Origin of the sequence: Anabaena sp. CCY 9402-a, assembly GCF_963920945.1 — a bacterium.
In the GTDB taxonomy this organism is placed as follows: domain Bacteria; phylum Cyanobacteriota; class Cyanobacteriia; order Cyanobacteriales; family Nostocaceae; genus Trichormus; species Trichormus minutissimus.
In genome coordinates, this window is sequence record NZ_CAWUDL010000055.1 from 1 (window position 1) to 22,481 (window position 22,481).

The following is a 22,481-nucleotide window of genomic DNA, read 5'->3' on the forward strand; positions in this document are numbered from 1 at the left end:
ACCTGTCACCTGTCACCTGTCACCTGTCACCTGTCACCTGTCACCTGTCACCTTCTTAATAAGATACAGCTACCTTTTCATCAATTAATTGTGTATTATTCTCAGCCACAATTTTGCGGAATAAGTCACCATCAATCGTTTCTTCGTCTGCCAACAAATCTACTAGACGTTCCAATAACGCCCGGTTTTCTTGTAAGAGTTCTTTAGCTTTTTGATAACAAGCCTTGACAATTTCGCGGACTTGTAAATCAATCTTGGCGGCAATTTCCTCAGAATATTCTGATTTATTCATCCAGTCACGACCTAAAAATACCTCGCTATTCTGAGTTTCTAGGGATAATGGCCCTAATTCAGACATACCAAAACGTGTGACCATTTGGCGTGCCATTGATGTGACTTGTTGTAAGTCACCGCCTGCACCTGTAGTTACTTCCGGCTGACCAAACACAATTTCCTCGGCGGCTCGTCCCCCTAAAGTTGCTGTAATTCTCGCTTTGAGTTGAGAACGGGAAATTAAACCTTGTTCTTCGCCGGGAGTAAACCAAGTTAATCCTAGTGCTTGTCCCCGTGGCATTATAGTAACTTTCTGCACTGGGTCATGGTCTTTTAATAAAGTCCCGACTAAAGCGTGTCCGACTTCGTGGTAAGCAATCAGGCGTTTGTTCTTGCTGTCTACTAGTGGTGTTCTTTCCATCCCAGCCACAACCCGGTCTACAGCATTATCAATTTCGAGGATGGTGATGGCTTCTTTACGTCTTCTGGCGGTGAGAATGGCTGCTTCGTTGAGTAAGTTGGCTAAATCTGCGCCAGTGAATCCTGGTGTGCGCCGCGCGATCGCATCTAAAGATACACTAGGATCAACTTTCTTATTCTTGGCATGAACTTTCAAAATTTCCGCACGCCCTTTTAGGTCAGGTGCATCAACTATCACCTGGCGGTCAAAGCGTCCCGGTCTGAGTAATGCTGCATCTAATACATCAGGACGATTGGTAGCAGCAATAATAATGATGCCAGTGTTACCTTCAAACCCATCCATCTCAGTTAGTAACTGGTTGAGGGTTTGCTCTCTCTCATCGTTACCGCCGCCGATACCTGTACCCCGTTGTCTACCTACCGCATCGATTTCATCAATAAATATTAGACAGGGGGCATTTTCTTTGGCTTTTTTAAATAAATCGCGGACGCGGGAAGCACCCACACCCACAAACATTTCCACAAACTCAGAACCGGAAATACTAAAGAATGGTACAGCCGCTTCCCCGGCGATCGCTTTTGCTAGTAAAGTTTTACCTGTACCTGGAGGTCCTACCAATAGCACCCCCTTGGGAATGCGTGCGCCAACAGCTGTAAATCTTTCTGGCTGCTTTAAGAAGGTAACAACTTCTTGTAATTCTTCCTTAGCTTCTTCAATACCAGCTACATCATCAAACTTCACCCCAGTTTTGGCTTCCATTTGGAAACGCGCTCTCGATTTACCAAAGTTCATAGCTTGACTAGAAGCATTGGTAGAGCGACGCAGAAACAGCAGCATTAAAGCCACCAGAGGCAAAATCCACATGAGGTTAATCAATAACCCCACCGCAGCCCTACTATTGGCAGAAGATACTTGACCAAAATCAACGTTTTTTTCTTTGAGTCTATTAATTAACTCTGTATTTTGCTCCAAAAGCCTCACCTGTATTGGTGGCGCATCTGGCTTTTGACCTTTTAAATAAACCTTTGCTATTTGTTCGGTTTCATCCAGTTCGACCTTTCTGACTTGATCTTGATTAACTTTTTCGATTAATTTTCCATATGTTAAAGAATCGCGCTCTGTCTTTTGTGCCAAAGCAAGATTACCTCCAAACATACTCGGTAACATAATCAAACTGGCTACTAGCGCACCAGTCCATGCAACGCGCTTTGGTGATTGCTGTTTCATCAATGCCTTCTTAGCAAGATTTTTCATAAAAATTACCCTTTGTCTGCTGCCGTAGGCCGAGCATATTTTTTTGACTACTTTTCTCGCAAAAATTGCAATAACTGGAAATTACTACTTATCTAATCTAGTCTAACTCCCAAAAGAGCCAGGGGTGTAAGAGAGCGGGGGGAGCAGGGGAGGTAGAAGATGCAGGCAGAGAAAATCCCCAATCCCTAATAATTTGACTGTGGCAAAATAAATCGTTAAGATGATCAGCATAGTCGTAATGACTTCGTATTTTATAAATACTTAATGATGGGTGAATTATGGTAAAAATTGTTGGTATCGGCGGTAGTTTAAGACCCAACTCCTACACCCAGTTGGCTTTACAAGTAGCAGCACAACGGCTAGAAGCAATAGGTGCTGAGGTAGAAATTCTCGATTTACGACAGTTGCAATTACCATTCTGCACGGGAGCTAAAGAATATTCAGAATATCCTGATGTTCAAAAGTTGCGTGATACTGTACGCAACAGCGATGGATTAGTTTTAGCAACCCCTGAATATCATGGCGGTGTTAGCGGTGTCATCAAAAATTCTCTGGATTTAATGAGTTTTGAAGAATTGTCTGGAAAAGTCACAGGACTAATTAGTGTCCTGGGTGGTCAATCCAACAGCAACGCCTTAAATGATCTGCGGTTGATTATGCGTTGGGTACACGGTTGGGTAATTCCAGAACAAATTGCGATCGGACAAGCTTATGGTGCTTTCAGTCCCGAAGGTAAAATTTTAGATGAAAAGCTTTCTCAAAGATTTGATCAATTCGCTCAGAGTTTAGTTGACAACACTCGCAAACTTAAGGGAGTGAATTAGAAGCGGAAGATTGCTGAGTGCTGAGTTTTGAGTGAGTGCTGAGTTTTGAGTGAGTGCTGAGTATTAAAAAGTATGGCTTATGGCTCGCTACGCTAACAGCAATTTTAACTCAGCACTCTTAATTGCCAAAAACATTAAATCAATTTAAAATAAATATTACGCACGCTAAATATTTCGATGATTGTTGAACCCGATCATTCTCTAACTACAGAGTCATGGCAGCATAACCTAGCTCCTTATAACTTGGGTTATAGAATCAAACTACTTTCACAGTTACTTACCCGCAAGTTTACTGACAAGCTAGAACCCTTTGGCTTAACACCATTTCATTGGCTGGTTTTATGCTGTTTGTGGCAAGAAGATGGTTTGCCTACTTCCAGTATTGGGGAGAAACTTCAACAAGTGGGAGGTACACTGACTGGTGTACTAGATCGTATGGAAGAACGTGGTTTAGTGCGTCGAGAACGGGATAATCACGATCGCCGTATCTGGCGAATCTGGCTGACTGATGCTGGTAAGGAACTAGAAACTGTATTACCACCGATCGCAGCTGAGGTGCGTGAGGAAGCCATGCAAGGTATTCCTGTTGCTGATCGGGAAATTTTTTCCCAACTTCTCAATCGCGCGATCGCTAACCTCTCTTAAATATTATTCCTGAATCATCCACTTGGATGAAGGAATACCCTAATTTTTTGCAGATAATCCTACTTACATAAAAAAAGATTTGTAAACTCTAGCCGTATATATTACGTACTCTAAATATTTATAATTCATGAATCATCAGAAATGGCGGCTAATACCTGTATTTAGCTCAAGAAACTATCGGTTGTTTTTTGCAGGACAGGGAATTTCTTTAATTGGCACATGGATGACGCAACTAGCGACAGTTTGGCTAGTTTATGATTTAACAAAATCACCTTTAATGCTGGGAATTGTAGGGTTTTCTAGCCAAATTCCTAACTTTTTTCTTGCTCCCTTTGCCGGAGTCTTTGTAGATCGCTTTTCGCGCTATCGTACTTTAATTGGTACACAGATACTATCTATGATCCAGTCGTTAGTGCTTGCCACATTAACATTTACTGGGGTGATCCAAATTTGGCAGATTATTGCCTTAAGCTTGTTGCAAGGATTTATTAATGCTTTAGATGCACCAGCTAGACAAGCATTTGTACCAGAACTAGTAGAACATAGAGACGATTTAGCCAATGCGATCGCTGTCAATTCAACTATGGTTAATGGTGCGCGATTAATTGGCCCGGCTGTAGGTGGTTTATTAATTGCTCAGTTTGGGATAGCCTACTGTTTTTTAATTGATGGGTTAAGCTATATTGCAGTGATCGCTGGGTTATTAGCGATGACTATCAAACCTTGGACAATGTCAGTCAGTCCAGGAAATCCCTTACAAAAAATTCACGAGGGATTTGTATATGCCTTTAGTTTTCCACCCATTCGTTCTATTTTAATACTATCAAGTTTAGTCAGTTTAATGGGACTACAAAATACTATTATTGTACCTATTTTCGCTGAAAAAATATTAGCAGGTAACGCAGAAACATTAGGATTTTTAATGGCAGCTTCAGGACTAGGAGCATTATCTGGAGGCATTTACTTAGCTACACGGAGAACAATTTTAGGGATTGGTAAATTAATTGCCATAGCACCAGCAATTTTAGGTGTTGGTTTGATTGCCTTTGCTAACTCTAGATTTTTACCATTTTCTCTATTTACTATGTTATTTGTCGGCTTAGGTACAATTCTACAAATAGCTGCTAGTAATACATTTCTACAAACAATTGTAGAAGAAGATAAGCGTGGCAGATTAATGAGTTTGTATACAATGTCGTTTTTAGGAATGATACCTGTAGGTAATTTATTAGGTGGTGTCTTAGCAAGTCATATAGGTGCGCCTAACACATTAATGATTGATGGTATTGCTTGTATTATTGGGTCTATGATTTTCTATAGGCAATTACCAGGCTTGAAGAAATTTATCTACCCAATTTACCACCAGAAAGGTATTTTAACGTGAGCTTTTAATGAATTGCATTCCTGAAAAGCTCGCGTTAATTACCAATCACCAATTACCAACAAATTATTTCCAAGAGGAATTACTGTTACTAATAGATTGCAACATTTTTTCTCGCTTTTTACGGGCGATTTCTTGCAAATCAACACTTCTATCAGTCTCATCAACAATCTCACCAGTGATCACTTCCAGTACATCTTCTAAAGTGATTACACCGGCGACACTACCATATTCATCTACTACTACAGCTAGATGTTCACGGGCTTCGATGAAGTTTTTTAGCAGTCTATCTGCTTGAATGACTTCAGGGACGAAGCGAACTTTGCGAGTCAGTGTAGAAATTTGGTTATTTTGATTCCCTTGAACGATCGCAGTGAGTAATTCCTGTTTTAAAGTAAAACCCATGACTTGATCAATCGAGTCATCCGTCACAATAATTCGGGTATGCTGGGAAGCGATAATGTCTGCCGTCGCCTCGGCGATCGTGAGATGTCCGTCAATATGTGTCAGCATAATGCGGGGGGTCATCAGATCAGCAGCTGTGACATCATTGAGTTTAAACACCCTCTGAATCATTTCCGCTTCATTACTTTCAATGATCCCTTCTTGCTGACCAATATTTGCAAGTAGCTTGATTTCTGCCTCATTAGTAGTAGGTCTTTTTTTACCTTTAGAAAAGGGTGCAGTGACGTTTTCTAAAATCCATACTAGGGGTGTAAAGACAATAGAAAGCCCAGTAATGGGTATAGCAGTTAGCATCGCCAGTGGTTCACAATACCTTTCTCCTAGTGTTTTGGGAATAATCTCACCAAAAATGATGATCAAGAAAGTCAAGACAGCTGAAAATACACCTAACCACTGTGATCCTAATGCTTGAGTTGCAACGCCACCTGTGACGATACTGCCAATAATATTAAAGATGTTATTGAGAATCACAATGGTTGCAATTGGGCGATTCATATTTTCCCGAATCGCCAATAGCGCAACGGCTGACGGGTTATTTGATTGTGCTAATTGTCTGACCCTGAGGGTAGAAACAGAAAACAGCGCGGTTTCTATACTAGAACACAACGCTGAACCTAGAATTACAACAAAGATGATAGTGATTAGCTGTAGCATATTGTTTCCCAAGAATGGGAATCGAGAATCTCCTCATGAGTGGCTACCTCTAATTATGAGTTAATATCCACATTGCTAGTCAAAATGAGAGTAGAAATAGCAGAAACTGAGGTCAGACTACTCTGATTTTCAGCTATTGTTTGTGTAAGTGTTCAATGTTTGAGAAAAAATAGGTGGAGTACCTGATTAGAGCAACTATGTCACAGCTATTTCCTGGAGAAGTATTCACCAATACTGCTGATTTTGATAACGGGATTAGGCATTTATTGCCACGATATGATGAAATACTAGATGTTCTTACCCGTTGTCTGCCTTCTACTAGTCGTTACATTTTAGAATTAGGTTGCGGTACAGGTGAGGTTAGTCTCAAGGTACTCAAACGCTGTCCAGAGGCGCAAATTATTGCCTTAGATTACTCACCCCGAATGCTGCAATTTGCCCAAGATAAAATCACCGCAGCCGGATACGAACAAAGATGGACTGGAATACAAGCAGATTTCGGTGAATGGGCTATTAATCCAGAAAAAGTAGATATTGGTAGTGAATTTGATGCTTGTGTTTCATCCTTAGCGATTCACCATCTTCAGGATGAGATGAAGCTAAAATTATTTGAGCGTATTGCTGCCAGTCTCAAACAAGATGGTTGTTTTTGGAATGCAGATCCAATTTTACCCGAATCGCCAGCCCTAGCGGAAATTTATCAAGGGGCGCGAGAGGAATGGGCAAACCAACAAGGGACTAATTTAACAGAGATTCGCGCTAAAGTTGGTAACAGCAGCCAACAGGGATATTCTAGTCAAGACCAACTTGCTACTTTAGACACTCATCTGCAAATGCTGACTCAGGCTGGATTTAAGACTGTAGCAGTACCTTGGAAGTATTACGGGTTAGCCGTTTTTGGAGGATTTAGATAGTGGTGAGTGCTGAGTAATGAGTAATGAGTAATGAGTAATGAGTTTTGAGTAATGAGTTTTGAGTGGTAGTAGTATTTTAAAAATGTTTTTGGCAGGTGAGATTGGTTAAGCAGCGACTTGATACCTTATTAGTAGAGTTAGATTTATGTACTTCTCGCGCTTTAGCACAGAGGCTAATTCAGGCGGGGGAAGTGATGGTTAATCAACAGGTAATTGATAAGCCTGGGACAGAGGTTGATGTTGCGGCTCAAATTAAGATTAAAGAGCGATCGCGGTTTGTCTCTCGTGGTGGTGATAAACTCGCTAAGGCTTTAGATGTATTTGCTATTCCCATTGCAGGGCGTGTTTGCTTGGATGGTGGGATTTCTACAGGCGGCTTTACTGATTGTTTACTACAAGCTGGAGCTAAATTAGTTTACGGCGTTGATGTTGGTTATGGACAAACCGACTGGGGTTTACGAAACAATCCCCAGGTTAAGTTGCGGGAACGTACAAATTTACGACAACTAGAACCAGGGGATTTATATGGTGAAGATGACCCGATTCCTGATTTGGCGGTGGTGGATGTCTCATTTATTTCCTTAACCAAGATTTTGCCTGCTGTCTGGCGACTAACTCAACCCCCTCGTGAAGCAGTGTTGCTGGTCAAGCCTCAGTTTGAAGTCGGGAAATCTCGTGTAGGTAAAAAAGGTGTGGTGCGCGACCCCGTTGACCAAGCTGATGCTATTTTCCAGGTGTTGCGAGTAGCTAACGAACTAGGTTGGAAATACAAAGGCTTAACTTGGTCGCCCATTACCGGCCCGGCGGGAAATATTGAATATCTCTTGTGGTTGGGAACAGAAAGCGAAACACCACCGCCAGATTTAAGTAGTATCAAACAAATGACGCAATCAGCTATTGCTGATTTTCCCCGAAAAAGTGCAATCAACAGTTAACAGTCAACCATCAACCGTTAGCACTTTAAACATCATAGATGAGACACTCTAAAGCTTCTGGGTGTAATTCACAGTATTCATCTAGAGAGGTTTTGTATTTTTGAGCCTGTGCTTGGTGAGATTTTTCGGCTTGTAATTCTTCCACAATATCCCAGGCTACAGCACAATTAGAAGAACTATCACCACTTTGCTCACAGGTGGCGCGGGCTTCGACTATCGCTGTTAAAATAGCTTTCTCTAAATCTGTAATCCCATTGTGGTCAGAGTTAACAGTATTTAAACCTATGCTGAAAGTTCCTGCCATGATCTTTATCGCCTCTGTTGACTGATATCAAAATGTGATTAAAAGCTGATATTCCTAGTTTAGATAGGCTGACTAAAAGATGTAGTGGTGAATACCGTTCTAGTTTTCAACACCTTTTCTTAGTAATTCCTGTCCGGTCATTAGCTAATAATTGTCACTTCTTTTATGTTGCACTCAAAATTGGATTTATGGGCGATTATCAGAGGAATTTGATATTAATTGACCAACTATCAATCACAACAACAATTCAGCCAATATCTTTTATTTAATCTCAATATTTCATGTTTAATTCTTGTTGCAGCCGATACAGAATCGTATTTTTGTCAACTTGAGAGAGAATTTCTTGAATAACGGTATCAGCACCCAATTGTCCCCAAGTGCAGCCTTTTTCTAGATAGACTTGGGCGGCTTTACCTACAGAATATGCACCATAACCAGCAATGCCTGCTTGAGCGATCGCACTACCAGCAAAGGCAGTCATATTAATCGGGTTATCACCACTAGTTAATGCTGCCGTACTCTTACCTAATCCTAATAGAAAACTGCTACCTAATTCTCCTAATAATAAACTCCCTGAACTGAATAAAATCGTTTTTAAAATTCTCCCGGCTTCATAGCTAGTCATCGGTAAACCATACAATCTAGCTAAGGCGCGAATTAAAGCTAAATCAGCCACACTACCACCGAGAATATCGAAGAAAGCTATGGGATTTAAACCGACGGCTAAGGCTTTATATTTGGTAAATTTCCAAATGATATCTTCTGCTTCTTGTTCGCGGATATCGATAGTTTTTTGAGCGATCGCAGCTTCGGCTTCCCGTGCTTGAATCAGTGCATTTAATGCCAATAGCGATCGCCCTTCCCGATTGAGAATATTTAAAATAGTTTCCTTGAGTTCGTCTACCTGTGGCGGGGGTGTTTCCCATTCATAACTCACATTCCCATCAGGCCATTCCACCCGGACTTCCATTGGTGCGGGTTCTGCCGCCACCATCACAATTTCATCAGGTAACAGAGGCTGGGTATGGGGATTTGCTGCACCTAATTGCTGTAAGTTTTCATAAATAGCTGCCCTATCTGTATCTGGGTATAAATCAATTTTATTGAATACTAAAATCAGGGGTTTTTGTGCTTGTCGTAATTCCAAAAGTGCCTGATATTCAGTGCGGGTAATATCTCCAGATACTACAAACAAAATTAAATCAGCTTGACGCGCTACATCTTTGGCCATTTGTGCGCGTGACTCACCTTGAATTTCATCTAATCCAGGGGTATCAATTAACTCTACTATGACCTTTCCCCCTGGTTGCCAGCGTACAGAACGAGGCCATTGAGTTACACCATTGAGGGGGCCAGTTTGCAAAATCTTGCTTCCCAACACAGCATTTAAGATCGCCGACTTACCACGACTCACCAAACCAAAGGCGGCAATTCTAATTACGTTAGCGTCAAGCTTGCTGAGTGTAGCAGTTAAAGCTTCTATTTCGGGTTTGACTAAAGCTGACAATTCTGGATTAGATGATAAATGCCCTGGTTTCCGAAGATATCCATACCAGGACATTGCTTGTCTGAGACTAGCACGGGCGCGGTTGAGGTGAGTTTCTTGCAAATTACGCACGGAGTTGGTTTGGTTCAAGGTTGGAGAAACAACAGGCTATATTTCTATTTTGATCTATAGGAATCAGATTTGATGTTTGAAATATACGTAAGTATGTAGATATGAAAACATCACACTAGACATTCCAAAAGCACAATATACAACTCACCTTTATTCTACTTATCCTGTCTATGAATCTGCCTCATCACCCTCGCTTTCATCATCTTCAATAGTAAAATCGCTGATGTAGTCACGCACAACGCGCTCAAAAAATAAGGGCGCAGGTAAGGCTGTCCAATCACTGTAGTGACCAAAGCCGTAGCGTAGTGACTCTACAAAAGCTGCTAAATCGTCAGGGTTATCTTCTGGTTGCCGCAAGGTAACGACAATCTCAAGGGGATTGGGAGTAGGCCAGCGACCTGCAAACGGAGCTTGTTTAGTGAGCAACCTAGTTTTTTTATCTAGACTGTAGGTTGATCGATAGCAACTTTGACCACGAGTATATTGATGTGGTAGTTCACGAGCCACAGATAGATAAGCTACGCATCCAGTTTGGTTAGTCGCACTGAGTCGAAATAAGCCAGTTGCACTAGATGCTGAAGGAATTTCTAGTGCAGGTGGTAGTTTTTTTAGTTCTTCTTTAGTTCTGGTATCTTCTAGAGAAGTCTCTATTAAATGTCTAGATTTTTTCTCAATAATGCCAGGGGCAATTTCCTGGCGTATGCGAATTATACGTGCGCCTTGCCAATTAACTTGCATATCTTGATACGAACCAAGGTTAATTCTATTAGCATTTATTCTAATATCAGCTAACCAAGACCATAGTTGAACACAGTTGGAAGAATCAATCATAATCAATGGTTGTTTACCTTCTTCTACCGAATCAGAAACAACCTGTTTCACAAAGTCCATGAATCGAATCTTGCGTGATTCATCTTTATCAATTTTATCAACCAGTTTGATGGGAGTAAGTTCAGCAACAAAAGCTCGTGCAGCAGAAAAACTAATCCAAGGACTGATTACTAAATTACCTTTTTTATAAGCACAGCGAAATTCACATTTACCTGTATCTACATTGAGGCGGATTGCTATTGGTAAAAATGTATCTTCAATTTTGCCACGAGCGCGACCCTGTTGTTTACGTTCAATTGTAATTGCAATAATTTCTTTTGGTCTTGCTTCCTGTGGAATATTTTGCAGATACTTATCAACTTTTTCTTTGACATCATCAATGCGACCAGAATGAGCAAAGATTAAATCTTTTAATGCTGACTGCATCCGATGAAAAAAATCTACAAGTTTAAGATGATTTGCTTTCCGAGTCTTTTCGATAGGTAATAGAAACTGCACAGCAGCACCAGCTATTGCTAATGCTTTACGGGTTGATGTTTTATTAACTTTATCATCATGCTTAACACTCTTTTGATTATTAGGATCTGGGTAAAATTCTCTTGCCATTATTAAGCAGAAAATTGGCTGATTTAGCTTTGCAATCTGTTTTGCAGTAGATTCCCATGCTTCAATTCGCTTCTGCGATCGCTCTTTAGCCTTCAACTCTTTTCCTGGTAGAATTTCTTTCGGCCCATGAGTATTTTCAGGTAAGCGATTAATTTTTATGTCAAGTGTGTCGCACCACAAAAGTTGAGTGACTTTCTGCAATAGTTTCGCTTCTGTTTGTAAATGAGCTTCATAAAAGATAAACATTGATGGTCGCTCATAGGGATATAATCTCTGCATTGCTGCTTGGTTTGCCTGAATAATGGCTTGAAGATCATTCGTCTGATTATTTGCGCGTTGGCTGAATTGAAGAGCTTTTCTTCCCCAATGAATACTTTCTAAGCGAATGTCAAAATATTTACTTAGCAAGTCATCAATTTGTTTATCATTGAGTTGATCGAGATATTTCGGAGTAAATTCCAATTTAGTATTTGTTTCGAGAGCTTCCAAAACACCACCAAGCAGTGTAGGAAGATTAATCATGCGAGATGCTGTATCATCTAGGTTGTGCTTAGATGGTATTTTTATGTAACCATCAAATATTTCGATTCCTAATGGTTGCAGAATTTTAGCGATCGCCTCAAACGCATCTAATTTATCAATCTCTGGTACACCTGTTTCAATACCATATTTTTCTGAAGTTTCTTCGTCGTCTTCTGAATTATCTTGAAGTCCATTACGGTAAGTAAGAAGTACCTCACAGCTATTAGTAGAGGCTAAACCTCTAGCGATTTCTTTACCATCACAAGATGACCCCAGATTTAATTCTCTCCGTAGTATTTCAAAATCTTTATCTGTTCTCCAAACCCATTTTATCTTCTCTTCCTTGCTATTTTTACCATTTTTGCTGTTTTTATCTCGTTCGGCTTTGACTTGATAGCTAAAGGCGCGATCAGTATGCTCTTGAGAAAATATGAAGCCGCTAATATTTCTGCGGTCATATTTAGGAGGTTTTAACTGAGTTAACCAGCGACGTTTAGAAATCTCAACTTTTAATAAAGGTTGATGTAAAGATGGATATGTAACAACTTCCAAACTTACTACAAAGCTGAATTTTCCTTTTGTGCCATCTAAGGGAATCGGATCTGTAATCAGTTCTGCAATACCAGAAGTAAATGTACCATTGCTGAAAATAACACGTTTCATCGCCCCTAACTCTGGGAAAATAACTTTTCCAGCAATTTGACGAGCCACATAATCTGCAAGCATTCGATACGCATATTTATCTTTAGGTTGAGTTGTATCTGTCTCTTTATCCCAAGTCCAAGGTAATACTTGAGACTTGAATGGAGAAACTTTTATTAAATCTACTTTTTCTTGCAAATCTTCCAAGCGGTTAATAATTTCTATCGATATATCCTCCTTCTCAGCAAATGGTTTGAGATAGTTTGTCAACCAATCATTAATAATTGGGCGAAGCATTCTATTTATTTTTTCTTCATTGCCACCAGTAAAATAAACAAAAGGTTCTGGCAACTTATCACCTTTAGCATAATTTAAGGCATATTTGCTAAGACCTACTTCTGGTTCAATTCTTGCTGCATCTTTTAAGACTACTTGTAGAAAATTTCGCAATGAGCCATAAGGAACATTTTTGACATTAGCTCCTTTTTGAATCTCGCCAAAACATTGCAACGCTGGTTTTGTCCAAGTCAGAGTATAACCCTCTACTATAATTGGGCGTAGTTTATCTGGTACGGTGAAAGCTAAAGGAAATTTGGCAATTGGTTTGATTGCCCCTGGCTGAATATATAATGTATCTGAAACAAAATCACCTTCAGTTTCTTCGTCTTCTTCTTCTGCCAATAAATCTTCTTCAAATTTAATTTCATTATCAAAATTATTCATCATTTTTACATCTCCAATAGTTGTGAAAATTCATCGAAACCTGCTTCTTCATCCGCCGATTCTTCTACAGAATGTAATTCACCAGGATAAATTACTCCTTGAATGCGTTGTAAAGGTTCTAGAAATGCGTCATACAGTTCTTGATAAATTTCCCGAATTACGGGGTCTTCATGGTTAACACATTCTTCTAAAATTATTCGCATCTGAACCAGCATACTATCTCGTCCAGAATCGGGCTTACCTTCTGTTGATTTTTTAGCCCAAGCTGCATCAACAAAATAAACTGATACTGGGCATCCATTCCGCATTCCTCGACCGATTGTTTGCAGAATAGCTACCATTTGATTAGCCGTAAATGATTTGAATAGTTCAGTCCCTAAACGGCTTGCCATTAAGGGTTCACGTAACAATCTATTGGCAATTAACCACAGGTCTTTTCTTGATTGTCGCCAAGCTGTTGCTATGGCATTCAAATCTTCTGACTCACTAAAAACTCGACTATCAAATTCTTGTGTTGCTCGTCCTGCCAAGCTATACAAAAGCTGCATATCATCTTTAGTAGGGTGAGGACGAGTGAGGAAATAAATTGCGCCAATTGCTGCATCTAGTTTTCTTTCCCCTTTGGTAAAAACGATATTGACACCTCTACCAATTGCCAGCATGGGAAAAATTAAAACGTGACAGTTTTCATCATCTCCTAATGCTTCACATTGCGCAGAAGTAACAAAATCCTTTGGTTGTTCCCCTTCTTTTAGAGACTTAACAACTGCTTTTGTATGCCTACCAATATCAGGATAATAGGTATTGATATATTTTTTGATATGTCGTGCTTGGTCATAACCATTAACAACTAAAGCTGCTTTACGGCAAATACCAGACTTGACATCAAATTTATTCATAGCTTTATAAATTTCAGATTTAGTAGTTCCTCCTTTGACAAGAGCATCTACCATCATCTCAAGATTACGTTTTTGCAGGTCGCCAGCACCGCTATATTTGAGGGGTTCATCACCCCGTTGACTATCTGAAAACCATTTGAAACGATAAACGCTGGGTTCTCGATTATCATCTGATGTAAGCGGTTTTGGTTTTAGTAAATAATGTGGTCTGGCGTTAATATGGTAGGCAGGACTAGCTTGTAAAAATGATGTGGCTGAGGTAATTAAAATAGTTGGACTGGCTTGTCCATTATCTGCCTCTAACAAACGATGAAAGCGGTGCATTAACATCCGAGGCGCACCTACAAATGTAATGTAAGATAATTCCACATTTCTAAGATCAGTGCGCGTTGTTTGTGCTTTGAAAAAACTATATTGCACACCAGAAAACGAACCTAAAATGCTTTCTGGAATAAATTTTCTGAGTTCAAGTGATGCAGGTGACTGCATAATGGATTCGCGAATGAAGCCTTCTGCAACCATTGTTCTTGTTCCTGGCACAATTCGCTGATAACCCAAAATTACGAATGTCACAGCTATAAGTAATTTAATTAAATCCTCGGCTTCTATAGTTAATTGATGCTTGGGAAAACAGAGTTTGAAAAATAATTCAATAATTTCTTGGACAATCGCATCACGTTGTTTAATGAGATTTTCAGCTAAGTAACGACGGAAATGATGAATGAGATTTTTCCATTGCTGTTCTAAGGTTTCTTTGTTTATGCCTATATAATGAGGCCAAAAATCAGCTTTAAAATCTTGAGGGTTATTAACTCCTGTGCGGTCATAAAAGGCGTTATATGCTGCTTTTTCCCAAAGTTCAGCTAACGCTCGACTTCTGGTAACTTCTGTTTTGGCTTCTTGTTCATCAATTTCATCTTGCTTATTAGATTTTTTAAACCTATTCAAGAGTTCACTAACAATCCGTAATACAGTCAGCAATTGATTTTCGTAGCGTTCTTTGACCCGCGACCCTGACATATTATGGATGGTGGTAATCAAAGATGTATTATGATTACCAAATTCCGCTAAGTCACGACTATAAAGTTCTATATCCCGATCAAATAGTCGATAGTTTTCACCACGAGCAAAGCGATTATGAATTTGTTCAAGAATGACTCTATGAATTGATCGCTCTGAGCCAGAAATACTTAAAGTTACTGCCCCATAATCATCTAAGACTTTCTGCACCATGTCGCCTTCGTCGAAAACAACTAAGTCAAAGGTACGGGCAATTAATTCAAAATATCGTATTCGTTCATAAGTTGCATGAGGTGAAATTTCAGTATCAAGCGATCGCACATGACCAACTAAAATATTAGCATCTAATAAATCTCGCTGTGCTTTGTTGCGACCGCACATTGTCCAGAGGGGACACAGGCATTTTTTCATCTTTCCCTGTTTCCCTCCTCCTTGCAATATCTCATTGCAAGGTGCGTAACCAAAGCCCCAAAAAGACATATCCGCAGTAGAAAAGGCTGGTAGAACACAGTTGAGTCCAAAAACTTCCGCCTGTTCTAAGGTGTAAGCAAAACCACCATTATTTCCGGTAGCGGCGATCGCTTCTGCAATATTGTCTGCATGGCGGCGACGAGTTTCATCACCTTGACCAACAAGCATTCCCACCTTAACTTGATGAAATGCCAAATCAGCCATGTACTGTCTAGCAACTTCAATGGAAGGAAAAACAAACATAGCTTTATAGTCATGTAGCCCCAACCAGACAGCTATTAACACCAGCAACGTTGTTTTACCCGACCCTGGTAAACCAATTAAGTGTTTGATATCCTCCAATTCCAGCACATCATTTTCTTTCCGCAGTCCTTTTCCAGCCTCCGACACCATCAGGTCAAAACGTTCAAAGCGATCAGCCCAATTACCTAATCGTCGCTCAGGATGTTGCTGTTCACGCTCGTCCATTTCACGAGCCAAATCACGCAGTTCTTTTAGGGGAATGCAAATCTTTCCTCTTGGTTGGCGGTTGAGGGAATGTGTACGATGTGCAGCAATCGGTGCAGTAATACGAGGAATGTCTAACTTTACGGAGGTTGAGTCTTCACCTAACGCCACAGCCATTGGCTGACGAGGATCAGCAACTGTAAAACCATAGGTTTCGTATGGCAAACAGGTACTGAGAATTTGCCGCGCCTTTGTAATTAAAGAATCTTCTAAAGCATCAGTCCTATGAAAATGAAGTGTTTCAATATCAATTTCATACGTTCCTTGAGTATTGTTGCAGTAATGATAATTGATATAGAGAGCGATCGCGTGTTTCACTGATTGGTGGGTTACATAAGCCAGTGACATCTGCCGCATATTGAAAATAGCTTGACGGGCTTGTGCAAAGGTAGGTGCATTTAAAATGCTGTCCATACCTGACATTACTACTGGTGCATACTCCAGTGAATTAGTGCCGATAAATTCTTCCATAAAGACGCAAAGCCAACAAATTCGCTCTGCACCTTTCCAAAAATCAGGTTTGGTTCGCATAGGGCATCTTCTTTAAAAACTCAATGACGGCGGAAACTGACATAATTTCTAAACTGGCCGCATCACCTTTTTTATCCAGTGTTGATTTGAGGGTGGAAATGTAGCTTGGGTTATCCTCAATTAAGCGATCGCTCACAGCCAAAATCCGACGACGATAATAAATCAGCCCGCCAATACTACGATTGAGCCGTAAAGCCAGAGTCACGGGACTTGTGTAAGATTTAGCATCAATCCCAATTACTTTTCCATTAATCGCTATATCGCATAAATCTGACTCTGGATAAAGTTCAGCATCTAGTCCGTTTTTTCTAGCTGTATCAAATATGGCTAATTCGTCAATTGCTGGGCCTGTCCAGTAGGTGAGAATTTGCGGCTTGGCAATTCTTAAAATATCTTCGTTGGGATCTAGCTTCTCAGATACTTTTGGCAATTCATGGCCAATACACTGGCGAATGGGACACCGCCCTTGTGCAAAAATTCTATTGTTAGGTTGAGGTCGCATAAGTGTGCCACAGTGGGCGCAACGGTGTGCTGAACCATTAATTAGCCAAATATCCGGTACTAGGTCGAAAAATTTCTCAATGATCATTCCCTGTAAAGGAGTTAAGTCATTGTCAACCAAGTAATCAAATAGTTGGCGTTGTCCAATCAGAGAATACCTACCAAACAACTCTCGTAATGCAGTGTAAGCCTTATGTTGACGACGGCTGCCCAACCTTTGAGTTGCATCGCATAACTCAGTATAAAGCCGATGTTCAATGACGTTATGTTCACCAAAACCGCCACTGAGGTTGGCAATCTCTGCACAGTCTGAGGTGGGAACTCGCAAATCTGGATCGATGATGGTTGCATTAGCAAAGCGAAAGTCTGATTGGTTAAAAATCCCTAACTCCCAACGCTCAGAACCAAGCGGGTAGCGTGCGTTATCCAAAACAGTATGTACACAAGCCGCGCGATCGCATTGTCCTTCTTCAATATATAAACGACCTAATTTGCACATTGCTTGATAGAGTTCTGGCGGCAATGTACTATCTTCTTGATGGACAATTTGTTGTCCCGGTAGCACTCGGTCATATTGGCGGATAATTCCTTGTGCTAACAAAACTACGGCATCTTCTGCCAGATCGGTTGCTGGTCTGTGTCCAGTCGCTAACGGCAAAGAAGTTGCGGTGATGGTGGGTAGCCATGTCGGGTCTTGTCCTTGAGCTTCCGCCAGAATTTGCAACTCCAAAGTATCTTCCGAGAAAGAAGGCAATACTTGAGCGATCGCCGCCAGCGTCCAACCCTTCTTTAATAGTAAGGTTGTTGCCAATCCCTCCAAAATTTGACGGAATCCAAATTCCTGCCCTTTTGGTTGTGATAGCAGTTGCTTTGCTCTCCACGACCGCACGGTTCGCAAGGCTGGTGGCTCTACTGACAGTCTTAAGCGTTCAATCTGGCGTTTAAGTTCTTTTGTCAGTGCCTCCGCAGTTCCCTGCCATTGACGCACGCTTTCAAATTTCATATATTTGATTTACATCAATATGTGTTTACATTAAATGATGTAAATTGTAATGTCAAGATTAAAGAAAGTAATTTTTTTCTCACCTAGTACCAAGGTAAATACGGTTTCTTCGGAGAGGGATATTTAGCGAAGTTATTCAAAATATAGTATAATATATTACTTATACATAGGTACAGACAAATTCAATTACATCAGCCAGGCCTTGTTGAGTTTTCAAATTGGTAAAAATAAAAGGTTTATCACCGCGCATTTTTTTTGCATCTCGTTCCATGACACTTAAATCTGCACCAACATAGGGTGCAAGGTCAGTTTTATTAATCACCAATAAATCAGATTTAGTAATACCGGGGCCGCCTTTGCGGGGGATTTTATCACCGGCTGCGACATCAATGACGTAAATAGTTAAATCTACCAATTCAGGACTAAAGGTAGCAGCTAAATTATCACCACCACTTTCTAAAAAGACTAAATCTAGCTGAGTGAAACGCTGTTCTAGTTGTTCAATTGCTGCCAAATTCATCGAAGCGTCTTCTCGGATGGCAGTATGGGGACACCCACCAGTTTCGACACCCAAAATGCGATCGCTAGTTAAGGCTTGAGAGCGTACCAAAAACTGAGCATCTTCTTGAGTATAAATGTCATTAGTCACTACGGCAATCTGATAGCGATCGCGCAATGCTTTACACAAAGCATCCACTAAAGCCGTCTTCCCTGAACCAACAGGGCCTGCTACACCTATACGAAATGTGGTCATAAGTTAATACAAATCAATTCTTAATTATTCGGTCTGCATTTGTTCTACTTTCTGCCGAATTAAGTGATCAATTTCTGCAATCTCTGCTGGTGATTGGAGCATAGTAAATGTTTCTGGAGATGCTACAGATGTGAAACGATCAACAAAGGCATAAAACGCTGCTTTATCTTGCGGATGAGCAACTACATAAGCTCTTAGTTCAGCTTTTGTCATCTTGTTAAAGTCAATCTTCACTAGAGAAATCTCCAACGACCATTACGATATATCTCTATTTGTATATTATCGCCAGACAAAATGAAGACATTGCCTGTGCGTTCATCTAATCGGACTATAAAAATGGGTGTAAATGTATTTGTTAGGGATTGGCATAGTGTGACGCACATGATACCTTGTTCGGCAGTTGGTAAAATAGTTGCACCTCAATCAAGCACTCTTGTAAAAGAGTAGCAGGTTTACACTCGGTTCAAGCATCCCATAACTGGCGTTGCTGAATCCAGATGTGAAAATCAAAGATTCCCTCTCTTAAACTCTTACTCTCTGCGTCTCTGCGCCTCTGCGTGTTAGCGTTAGCGGGGCGTAGCCCGACAAATTCATATTCTCACTCAGCAACGCCCGATAACTAGTGTCAAACGCTAAATAATCCCTCAACTTCTAAACAATCTAGTATATTGTGTTTCATGCTGCATACTTGCTAAAGATAAACCCCAGCTACAACAACTCAGGTCATCATCTTCTAAAGCCATTATTTCTAGTGTGGCAGAAGTAATTAATGGTTGTAAATTTAGTAATATTTCTTGTCCGGCTGTTTGTCCTATGGGGATGAGTTTTACTCCAGCCGTCATTGAATTAGTTGCCCAGCTATGCAGATATGCTAGTAAAGCGGCTTGAGGATTGATTTGCCAATGGGCAGCAGCAATGCCAAAAGCGATCGCATAATTGCAAGGATTACCCACAGCGTTGGCTAAATCTAATACTTGCGGTTGTATTTTAGCAAGTAACTGCATTAGCGATCGCCCCATTTGCCAGCTAGAATTACGTAATTCTTGGGTTTCCCTAGCAGCCGATAACCACACATTCCAATAGCGTAATCTTTCCAAATCACCTGTAGTCACAGCCTCATGTACTCTGACTATTACCGCCGTTTCTAATCGAATTGCCCCATAACGCAATTCTGCCTCTAACCAATGCTTGAGGGTATCTTTGTTGGTAATTGTGCCATGTTCTACTAAGGTTTCTATTCCTTCCGAATAGCTGTATGCTCCCACAGGTAAGGCGGAACTAGCTAGCTGCAAGAGATGCAATAAATGACTATCCGTGAGAGTGATGGTGTCCATAAGCCCCGACCTCCGGCTGAAATGGGATAATTTCTTCTGTGATTTCCAGCCCCATCTGTTCTAACAGGGTGAGTAAAACTGGGTCTGGAGATAAACGTAAATAATTGCAGGTAATTTCTACAGGTACATGACGATTACCCAAATGGTATGCAGCCCGCATTAATAAAATTGGTGTAGGGGCGACAACAGTGAAAACCTGTTCTGGTTTAGCGGTAATTCTAATAAAACTGCCATTGGTTTCATCTTGCAGAATATCCCCATCCCATAGAACTGTTCCCCTAGGTAAACGTAAAAACACCACCTTACCGTCTTCTGTTTCAAAGCGGTGACGGCTGCGGGTACGTTCTTCTGCTGTCAGTGCCAAAGTAAAAGTGACTGTTATATCAGGGTTTGGCGATTGCCTTTGCGTCAAGGTGAGCATAATTCGTAATTTGTAATTCGTAATTAAGATACAAGAAAATAGGGAGTGAAAATTATCAATTTCTACTCCCTAAAGGTATACCATCCAGAAATTTTAATAATACAGACCTAACCCCCAACCCCTTCCCTACAAGGGAAGGGGAGTAAGCCTCAAAGCCTCTCTCCTTGTAGGCTACGGTGTACACACAAGTCTAATAACCTAGTCCTACAAAGTTTTGATCCCCCCTAACCCCCCTTAAAAAAGGGGGTAACTAGAATCAAAGTCCCCCTTAAAAAGGGGGATTTAGGGGGATCAAACCACATTTTGCAACCAGCACAAAGATGTGTGTACACCGTAGCCTTGTAGGAGAGAGGTTAGAGTGTAGAGTGTATTGCATACAAACGAGAAGTGCTATAACTGTTAACTGATTTAAGTCAATTCCAACCAACCTTGATAACCGGTGACAATACGATTTCCATCTTTGAGGATGTGAACTTCTATCTGGTCGCTAGCCCAAGAAATTTTGTCAGCAAAGGCTGGGTTAAATACGCGAACTTTTTGATTTCGCGAGGAAACAGGGGAATCTGGAGAATTAATTGCTAAAGTTTCTACAAACGGCCCATCAATCAAAATATCTAATTGTGCTAATAATTCTTGAGAACCTGGAGGTGCGGATTCTGATTGGAGTTGCTTGAGGGTAAAACCACTAAAAGACATGACATTTAAACCAGCAGCTTTTAGCTTACGGGCTAAATCAGCTAAGGCGGGTGCTTGCCAAAATGGTTCTCCACCAGAGAATGTCACGCCGGTATTTTGGGGTTTGCTTAAAATTTGCTCAACTAGACTATCAACAGTTACTAGTTGGTTAATCTCAAATGTCCAGGAATCGGGATTAAAACAGCCAGGACATTCCCTCGGACATCCTTGCACCCAGATAACAGCACGACAACCGGGGCCATTCACTTCTGATTCATCAATGTAACCCATGATGTTGAGATAACCAGAGGGAATTTCTGGGCGTATTAGTGATAGGTTGGTTTGTTCGGTTTCCATCTGTTGATTCCTTGTAAACGGTGAACTATGACAAAGCTATCGGGGCGCAACGCACAGGAATTTTGGTTGCAAAGTAAATAGCATCAGCTAAAGCATTGAGGACATCAACGCTGATGCAATTGATTTGGCGAAAATCACCACAGTCAGATTCAAAGGCATTATTTCCCCTAGCATCTAACTGACGAACTAAAGCACGGGGTCGAGATGGAACGTTGAGTTGAATTTCATCAGGACTGAGACTCTGTACTAGTTGGATGTAATCTTCTAGCATTTCTGTTGTCCAGGAAGACAAAACCATTGTTTGGATAGCGAGATGTCCTGTATATTCCCCGCGAAATTGGGCAATACCTGCCAAAATATCAGGTAGATTCATTGTCCCTATAGGCTGATTGATGCGCTGCCATTGATGTGACGAAATGGCATCTAATTTAACAGATACAATATCAGCTAGTTGCAAAGCGTCGCGTACCATGCGATCGCCTAAGAGTGAGCTGTTAGTTAAAACTACCGTTGGCAGTTTTGTCAACTGTTTGGCGATCGCTAAAATTTCATCTAAATTTAAGGCTAAAGTCGGTTCACCACTACCACTGAGGGTAACTACATCTATTTTTTCATCTGGTGATAGCGATCGCAAATCCTCAAATATTTGGGCTGTAGGTACAAAAATCCGGCGTTCAGTAGTATGTACTTGAATTTGCCCTAATTGACAGTAGACGCAATTAAACGAGCAAATAGAAACTTCCCCAATTGGATCAATACCCAGCGATGACCCAAATCGCCAAGATTTGACTGGCCCGTAGACTAATGAATGGCGGGAATTTTGTGTAGATTGTATGGCGTTCATACTTATTCTTTCGCTGGCGTGGCGATCGTCGGGAGCATCCACAATTTACAATTAGAAGATGAGGAAGTTGTGAAGCCAAAAGTCCCTACTCATTAGCCTTTTTGATCTAGCTGGTCATTTACATCAAGAGTGGTGAATAAGTGTATACTTAC

The 22,481-nt window shown here is 40.7% G+C and carries 19 protein-coding genes; 5 read left to right on the forward strand and 14 right to left on the reverse strand.

Annotation, left to right across the window (positions count from 1 at the left end; translation table 11 throughout):
- Window positions 1–55: 55 nt before the first annotated feature.
- On the reverse strand, window positions 56–1,948 hold the full coding sequence (gene ftsH, locus ACM0OR_RS19175) for an ATP-dependent zinc metalloprotease FtsH (protein WP_414578064.1): 1,893 nt from the start codon (window positions 1,946–1,948) through the stop codon (window positions 56–58).
- Between the two features lie 278 nt (window positions 1,949–2,226).
- On the opposite strand from ftsH, the gene ACM0OR_RS19180 reads away from it, so the two are divergent.
- From ACM0OR_RS19180 to ACM0OR_RS19190, 3 genes are all read left to right on the forward strand, one after another.
- The gene (locus tag ACM0OR_RS19180; RefSeq protein ID WP_190706839.1) at window positions 2,227–2,772 is read left to right on the forward strand and encodes an NADPH-dependent FMN reductase; all 546 of its coding nucleotides are present in this window, start codon (window positions 2,227–2,229) and stop codon (window positions 2,770–2,772) included.
- Window positions 2,773–2,949: 177 nt separating this feature from the next.
- Entirely contained in the window at window positions 2,950–3,417 is a 468-nt protein-coding gene (locus ACM0OR_RS19185) for a MarR family winged helix-turn-helix transcriptional regulator (protein WP_414578066.1), read from the forward strand.
- A 127-nt stretch (window positions 3,418–3,544) separates the two neighbouring features.
- A complete protein-coding gene (locus ACM0OR_RS19190) occupies window positions 3,545–4,801 on the forward strand; it encodes an MFS transporter (RefSeq protein ID WP_414578067.1) in 1,257 nt (418 codons plus the stop codon).
- 63 nt (window positions 4,802–4,864) lie between these two features.
- Here ACM0OR_RS19190 and ACM0OR_RS19195 read toward each other — a convergent pair whose 3' ends face one another.
- On the reverse strand, window positions 4,865–5,917 hold the full coding sequence (locus tag ACM0OR_RS19195) for a hemolysin family protein (protein ID WP_414578069.1): 1,053 nt from the start codon (window positions 5,915–5,917) through the stop codon (window positions 4,865–4,867).
- A 197-nt stretch (window positions 5,918–6,114) separates the two neighbouring features.
- Here ACM0OR_RS19195 and ACM0OR_RS19200 point away from each other — a divergent pair, with 197 nt between their 5' ends.
- Complete coding sequence (locus tag ACM0OR_RS19200; protein ID WP_414578071.1) at window positions 6,115–6,831, forward strand: class I SAM-dependent methyltransferase; 717 nt, start codon at window positions 6,115–6,117, stop codon at window positions 6,829–6,831.
- Window positions 6,832–6,932: 101 nt separating this feature from the next.
- A complete protein-coding gene (locus ACM0OR_RS19205) occupies window positions 6,933–7,766 on the forward strand; it encodes a TlyA family RNA methyltransferase (protein ID WP_414578072.1) in 834 nt (277 codons plus the stop codon).
- Between the two features lie 25 nt (window positions 7,767–7,791).
- Here ACM0OR_RS19205 and ACM0OR_RS19210 read toward each other — a convergent pair whose 3' ends face one another.
- The 12 genes from ACM0OR_RS19210 to ACM0OR_RS19265 all read right to left on the reverse strand — a co-directional run bounded on the left by ACM0OR_RS19210 (window position 7,792) and on the right by ACM0OR_RS19265 (window position 22,371).
- Complete coding sequence (locus tag ACM0OR_RS19210) at window positions 7,792–8,070, reverse strand: Calvin cycle protein CP12 (RefSeq protein ID WP_323266329.1); 279 nt, start codon at window positions 8,068–8,070, stop codon at window positions 7,792–7,794.
- 271 nt (window positions 8,071–8,341) lie between these two features.
- The gene (locus tag ACM0OR_RS19215; protein ID WP_414578115.1) at window positions 8,342–9,688 is read right to left on the reverse strand and encodes a GTP-binding protein; all 1,347 of its coding nucleotides are present in this window, start codon (window positions 9,686–9,688) and stop codon (window positions 8,342–8,344) included.
- 168 nt (window positions 9,689–9,856) lie between these two features.
- Entirely contained in the window at window positions 9,857–13,015 is a 3,159-nt protein-coding gene (locus ACM0OR_RS19220) for an RNaseH domain-containing protein (RefSeq protein WP_414578074.1), read from the reverse strand.
- A 2-nt stretch (window positions 13,016–13,017) separates the two neighbouring features.
- Entirely contained in the window at window positions 13,018–16,440 is a 3,423-nt protein-coding gene (locus ACM0OR_RS19225; protein ID WP_414578076.1) for a hypothetical protein, read from the reverse strand.
- Window positions 16,424–17,944 (reverse strand): hypothetical protein, encoded by a 1,521-nt coding sequence (locus ACM0OR_RS19230; RefSeq protein ID WP_414578077.1) that lies wholly within the window; start codon window positions 17,942–17,944, stop codon window positions 16,424–16,426. The genes ACM0OR_RS19225 and ACM0OR_RS19230 overlap by 17 nt, the downstream gene beginning before the upstream one ends.
- 160 nt (window positions 17,945–18,104) lie before the next feature.
- Window positions 18,105–18,698, reverse strand: coding sequence for an urease accessory protein UreG (gene ureG, locus ACM0OR_RS19235; RefSeq protein WP_414578078.1), 594 nt, complete (start codon window positions 18,696–18,698; stop codon window positions 18,105–18,107).
- A 24-nt stretch (window positions 18,699–18,722) separates the two neighbouring features.
- A complete protein-coding gene (locus ACM0OR_RS19240) occupies window positions 18,723–18,932 on the reverse strand; it encodes a DUF6887 family protein (RefSeq protein WP_414578079.1) in 210 nt (69 codons plus the stop codon).
- Window positions 18,932–19,108 carry a DUF6888 family protein gene (locus ACM0OR_RS19245; protein WP_414578117.1) on the reverse strand — a complete coding sequence of 59 codons (177 nt, stop codon included), beginning with the start codon at window positions 19,106–19,108 and terminating at the stop codon, window positions 18,932–18,934. Before ACM0OR_RS19245 ends, ACM0OR_RS19240 begins: the two co-directional genes overlap by 1 nt.
- A 234-nt stretch (window positions 19,109–19,342) precedes the next feature.
- Window positions 19,343–20,032, reverse strand: a complete 690-nt coding sequence (locus ACM0OR_RS19250; RefSeq protein WP_414578081.1) for an urease accessory protein UreF — start codon at window positions 20,030–20,032, stop codon at window positions 19,343–19,345.
- A complete protein-coding gene (gene ureE / locus ACM0OR_RS19255) occupies window positions 20,007–20,453 on the reverse strand; it encodes an urease accessory protein UreE (RefSeq protein ID WP_414578082.1) in 447 nt (148 codons plus the stop codon). The genes ACM0OR_RS19250 and ureE overlap by 26 nt, the downstream gene beginning before the upstream one ends.
- Window positions 20,454–20,861: 408 nt before the next feature.
- On the reverse strand, window positions 20,862–21,485 hold the full coding sequence (locus tag ACM0OR_RS19260; RefSeq protein WP_414578084.1) for a 4Fe-4S single cluster domain-containing protein: 624 nt from the start codon (window positions 21,483–21,485) through the stop codon (window positions 20,862–20,864).
- Window positions 21,486–21,510: 25 nt separating this feature from the next.
- Window positions 21,511–22,371 (reverse strand): radical SAM protein, encoded by an 861-nt coding sequence (locus ACM0OR_RS19265; protein ID WP_414578085.1) that lies wholly within the window; start codon window positions 22,369–22,371, stop codon window positions 21,511–21,513.
- Window positions 22,372–22,481 lie beyond the last annotated feature (110 nt).

What these genes read in the sequence shown, in the direction of transcription:
- ftsH (WP_414578064.1), bottom strand. Translation starts at nt 1,948, where the DNA reads ATGAAAAATCTTGCTAAGAAGGCATTGATGAAACAGCAATCACCAAAG.
- ACM0OR_RS19180 (WP_190706839.1), top strand. Translation starts at nt 2,227, where the DNA reads ATGGTAAAAATTGTTGGTATCGGCGGTAGTTTAAGACCCAACTCCTAC.
- ACM0OR_RS19185 (WP_414578066.1), top strand. Translation starts at nt 2,950, where the DNA reads ATGATTGTTGAACCCGATCATTCTCTAACTACAGAGTCATGGCAGCAT.
- ACM0OR_RS19190 (WP_414578067.1), top strand. Translation starts at nt 3,545, where the DNA reads ATGAATCATCAGAAATGGCGGCTAATACCTGTATTTAGCTCAAGAAAC.
- ACM0OR_RS19195 (WP_414578069.1), bottom strand. Translation starts at nt 5,917, where the DNA reads ATGCTACAGCTAATCACTATCATCTTTGTTGTAATTCTAGGTTCAGCG.
- ACM0OR_RS19200 (WP_414578071.1), top strand. Translation starts at nt 6,115, where the DNA reads ATGTCACAGCTATTTCCTGGAGAAGTATTCACCAATACTGCTGATTTT.
- ACM0OR_RS19210 (WP_323266329.1), bottom strand. Translation starts at nt 8,070, where the DNA reads ATGGCAGGAACTTTCAGCATAGGTTTAAATACTGTTAACTCTGACCAC.
- ACM0OR_RS19220 (WP_414578074.1), bottom strand. Translation starts at nt 13,015, where the DNA reads ATGATGAATAATTTTGATAATGAAATTAAATTTGAAGAAGATTTATTG.
- ACM0OR_RS19225 (WP_414578076.1), bottom strand. Translation starts at nt 16,440, where the DNA reads ATGCGAACCAAACCTGATTTTTGGAAAGGTGCAGAGCGAATTTGTTGG.
- ACM0OR_RS19230 (WP_414578077.1), bottom strand. Translation starts at nt 17,944, where the DNA reads ATGAAATTTGAAAGCGTGCGTCAATGGCAGGGAACTGCGGAGGCACTG.
- ureG (WP_414578078.1), bottom strand. Translation starts at nt 18,698, where the DNA reads ATGACCACATTTCGTATAGGTGTAGCAGGCCCTGTTGGTTCAGGGAAG.
- ACM0OR_RS19250 (WP_414578081.1), bottom strand. Translation starts at nt 20,032, where the DNA reads ATGGACACCATCACTCTCACGGATAGTCATTTATTGCATCTCTTGCAG.
- ureE (WP_414578082.1), bottom strand. Translation starts at nt 20,453, where the DNA reads ATGCTCACCTTGACGCAAAGGCAATCGCCAAACCCTGATATAACAGTC.
- ACM0OR_RS19260 (WP_414578084.1), bottom strand. Translation starts at nt 21,485, where the DNA reads ATGGAAACCGAACAAACCAACCTATCACTAATACGCCCAGAAATTCCC.